Source organism: Piscirickettsia salmonis LF-89 = ATCC VR-1361, from assembly GCF_000297215.2.
In the GTDB taxonomy this organism is placed as follows: domain Bacteria; phylum Pseudomonadota; class Gammaproteobacteria; order Piscirickettsiales; family Piscirickettsiaceae; genus Piscirickettsia; species Piscirickettsia salmonis.
In genome coordinates this window covers 1-4,706 of record NZ_AMFF02000216.1, presented here as the reverse complement: position 1 = coordinate 4,706, position 4,706 = coordinate 1, and the positions used below count along the sequence as shown (strand labels likewise).

Here is a 4,706-nt window from a genome sequence, read left to right as displayed (position 1 = left end):
CATGGCTCGCAGCGTTTGATGTTGGCCCTCATCTTGCGCCACTAAAAAATCCCTAAAAACCAGCAGCGGCTGCTCTGGATGTTTATTTTCTGTCAGAGCAAAGTACTTTTCTTCCTCGCGCGCTTGACCACTCAAACGATAACCACTTTGCACTCTCGCATAATCAACCTCATGGCCATGTAAAGCAAAATGTCGAATATCCCTAACTCGGACTTTTTCACCCTGTGGACAGATTGCACGCCTTAAAAAATAATTTCTCGGCAGATTTAAAAAACTGACCAACTTATCCGCTGAACTTGTTGCATTGGTTGGGTTAAGCACCCCGCCCTTTTGACGAATTGAGACAAGAAAACATAAATCTTGCAATGTACTGCATTGAGTTAATTCGATTTTTTTTAACTCTGATAATTGAGGCCTGATCTCCTCGATCAAACGTTTTAATGCTCTTTCTTCAGATTGCAGCTGTTGCGTTTTTTTACCAAAGCTAGCTACTGTTTGTTTATACAATCGATCCACATAGCCTTGACCTTGCACTTGATAATACCAACCATCAGGAGCAGGTGCACTACCACGAGAATGAAACAATGACAGTCTGACGTTGCTCGGCATTAAGTCTGGATTATCTTCAAAAAACAATCTCAAGTGAGCAAGGATATCACGTCGATCATCATAAAACTTAAACTCAATATTTGCCCCAGGGTTCTGTAACGCTGCACGGTGTATTTGAGCATATAAAATACTAACTTTCTTTTCATCAAAGTCCCAACCAGGTCGAAACTTATACCCCCAACTAGCCTTCGCTTTAAATGAAGCACCATCTGCCCTACCATGATAAATATCCGCTAAAAGAAAACGGTCAAGCTCTACACCTAAAACAACACTTAAGTTTTCCATAAAAAGAAAGCAATGTTTTGCCCACTTTTTTCCTCGATACTCAGCATTGTACTTCTCGACTTCCGGAGATTGGCGCGCTGACCCAACCATTAACACCGCTTTATCAAATTGTGCTATTTCCCTCGCTAAATACCTGACAAAACTCCGATCTGCTCTAACCTGATCACCATTTTCAACAACAGCCCCAATACAACCATCAAAATCTAAAGAAAGTACAACGATATTTTGCTTTGGCATAGTCCGTTAGCCCCTATCAAATTCCATCTTATTTTTATCTTTTCTATCAGCCTCAAATTATAAAATCACCTAAACTCATAACCCACGATCGACTTCTTCTGGTGCAGAAATAAGCTGATGGTGATCACTCTGCTCACTCACAACCTGCATCATTCTTGTCGTTTGAAAACTGCTCGTACTGCTTGATCGGCTGTCCCTATCAGAAGTCGGTAACTCCCTCACTTTTTTAGATTGATCTAAATCCTGGCAATTGCCTTTAAACGCTTCTATCGCGGCTTTCAATCCACCTGTTAACCCAAATGTTCTGCTGTGCTGCGCTTTTGCCGCTTTAATAATAGGGTTATCTTTTGTTTTTGAAATATCCCGAACAGCAGCCAGTTTTTGGCTCTCTATTTCTTCTGGACTACCTGAAAATTGCTCAAAAGATAATAATATCCCACTAAAATGAGCGGCCTGATCTTTTGCAAATTGACGTCGACTATCTTGATTCGCTTTAGTGTCTAAAGACCAAGATGATGCTTCTACCTGGCTATTGCCATATTTTTCAAAAGCAGTAATACTATTTCGCAAAAAAGCATCGACTGGACTTGCCACTTCTTGCTTTAAGCCTACAACCACCCTCTCAAGGCCAAGCTCAGCAGAATATTGACTTGAACCGGCACAAACAGAAAGTAGTCCAACCTCAACTTGAACTTGCGGTGAAGCACCAACACCTCGAGCCAATAAATCAAAATCAGGATTCTGTAATATGCGAGCCAGCTCTGCCAAATAGTCCTGCTCAGCAGCTTTTTTTCCACCTTTAAAAGAAAGCAACCGGCAGAGTTCAGGTAAATCATTACAAAACGGAATCGCTTTTGCCGTTTCTTCAGCTCCTGCCTGTGAATAAAGCAACGGCGCCAATTCAGCTTTAAGCTTTTTAAACTGTTTCACGTATAAAACCCGATATAATTCACCTGGTAGTTCAGTGACCCCAATATCAGCACAAACACGCTGAAGGTCTGCAAGAGTAATTTCACCCTCTGAAGGCCTCATTCTCTTAGCCAACACCCCAAATTCACGTGGCCGATTAAGTTGACCTAAAAGCACCCCAAAGCTCTCAGGACCTGCACTCAAACAAAATCGACACAACTGCTGTATATCAGCACAATAGCCAAAAGCCTCACGAACATCTCGATCTATCACACCATAAATAGCAAATCGACCCTTGAGCCACTCAAATTGTTTATAATGCAAAAATTCATCCAGTTCAACAGGTAAACGCACACTTACACTACAACGGTGTATATCTTCAGAGATGAGAGGACCTGCCGCAGACTTAATCTTCTTCGCTAAAATACCAAAACTTTGTTCATCATTAAGTTGAGATAGTAAAAACCTAAAGCCCTCGGCAGTAACAGAACTTACACCAGAAAAAAGCTTACACAGCTGAAACATATCTTTACAAAGTGGTAGCATGCCCCTGATATCATGATTTATAAATTCAGACCCACTTAATGTAGCTTTAAGCGCTTCAAACTGAAACTCAAAAAGCGCAACTGATGGCTGAAAGAGTCTGGCATATCGACGAATATCTGCGTGCACAAAGTTTCTTGCATAATAAGGCCGAAGGTGATTCGCTAATAAATAGAAGTCTCCTCGTCTAGCATTAAGCTGACCTAGAAAAACTCCCAAACTCCGAACATCAGCGCTAGAAAAAAGCTGACATAAATCACTCATATGCCGACAATAATTAAATGCTTCCTTGATCTTCGGATCAATCCCCGCCATTCTGGCAAGCCGCAACTTCAAGCGAACAAACTGTTCATAGCTCACCTCTGCATCTTCATCAATCGCTTTAGGTATACCTTCAGGCAGATCTCTCGGTCTATGCTGGCCTGAACTAAAAAGCCAGCGCAACTCATATATCTCAAGCTGCATCTTACCTTGAGCACGTGCATAAATATCTCCGACAAACACTGGCTTTCTTCTACGCCCAAACGTTTGCGCCAAAGAATCAAACTCAGCGGTCTCATTTAACAGATATAATAATTCTTCAGAACCTTGAATAGAACGACTAAAAACCTTGCAAATAGCATCCATGTTTTCGCAACCTGGTAACTGCCTTTGTAGTTCTTCATCAACCAAGTCAGACTCAGATAATCGAGTTTTCAACGCATTAAGCTCTCTAAACTCTCTAAGGTAAACTTGTGAAGAATGCATCTGATGAAGTAAACCACGCTCTGTTGTTGCCATATCCCTATAAATCCCTTTCCATTAATTAAAAAGTTTTAACACTCACCTTACTTACCTAAAAATTTTATTCATATGTTAATTTTTTAAAAAAACAAAGGTATTATCTTAGGTTTTTGTAAAATAGTGAGTGTTACAAGTATGCATTCACCAGGACAGCAAGAGCAAACTCTTTCTTCTTAGAGATAAAATATCAAAATATGTATAAGCAAGGCAACACCACTATAACCCTAACCGCATGAACATGCTACACACAAACAGACCTCTTTAAATATACCTGATAACATTTCATGCCCCAGGCTCAGGAGCCCTGACTTCAAAGGGAACAAAGGCCGCCGGTTGGCGCTGAGTATCCTCTTCCATCACCGGCCTAACAGCTTCGGCAGTTTGAAAACTCGAATAGCCACTTTGTAATGAATGGACTTGCTGTAAATCCTCTTCATGACCTCTCTCCAGCAATTCGGCTACGCTAGTGGGTAAGCATAGGGCCTGGCGATTCTTTTCAAATTGTTTTAAAACAGCTCCTAGCCCTCGTAAACTTCTTCGACCAAACTGTTCTTTTGCGCGCTCTAAGGGGCTCTGAAACTCGGTTACAATCGGCATAATAAAAACCGTCTGTAACTCGTTTATTTCCTCTGCTGTTCCATTCATACTCCGACAAAAATCGAGCATTTCTCTTAATCTATCTGCTTTCTCTTGGGCAAATTGACGCCTAGCTGCATGTGAAGAATCCATAAAACTGGGCTTTGATTGATTATTAACATATTTTTCTAACTCCCTAATACTTTTAGTTAAAAAAATTTCTACCGGGTTAATCGCTTCACGCTGTAATTCCCCAATAAAACCTTTAAGACTTTGCTTACGAGAACCTTGGCTCTGATCAGCATAGGTACGAATAGATGCAGTTGAAGTACCACCAATTTCTGCTGCTAATAAGTCAAAACCTGGCTGTTCTAATCGACATTCGAGTGCAACTAAACTATCAGGCTTGTGAGGATCACAAGGATCTTTAAAAGAAGCTAATCTACAAACCTCCCCCATACTTTTACAGTAAGGAGCAGCATCTGATTTGATTTGGGTATCTAAGGAATGACGAGATGATGAGAGCAAATGTATGAATTTTTCAAACTGTTTATCATATATAAATTTATGCAGTGCAATTGTTAATTCACTTCCCTTTGCTCTACAACCTCGATTATAAATATCCTCAACCGATAAAGTTCTTTTTGAAGAGCCAAAAGACTCTACCAATAAATAAAAATCTTTCTTTTTGTTTAGTTCAGATAAAAGGGCATCCTCATTCCCAGCAAAAAAACAAAGCTTACACACGTAAGCGTCGCTACCTC

The 4,706-nt window shown here is 40.5% G+C and carries 3 protein-coding genes; all 3 read right to left on the bottom strand.

Annotated features, from left to right (window positions below):
• A partial coding sequence (locus C200_RS13510; RefSeq protein ID WP_033923834.1) for a hypothetical protein occupies window positions 1-1,131 on the bottom strand: 1,131 nt, incomplete at its 3' end.
• A 75-nt stretch (window positions 1,132-1,206) separates the two neighbouring features.
• Window positions 1,207-3,363 carry a hypothetical protein gene (locus C200_RS13505; protein WP_016211690.1) on the bottom strand — a complete coding sequence of 719 codons (2,157 nt, stop codon included), beginning with the start codon at window positions 3,361-3,363 and terminating at the stop codon, window positions 1,207-1,209.
• Between the two features lie 285 nt (window positions 3,364-3,648).
• A partial coding sequence (locus C200_RS15880; RefSeq protein WP_248782678.1) for a hypothetical protein occupies window positions 3,649-4,706 on the bottom strand: 1,058 nt, incomplete at its 5' end.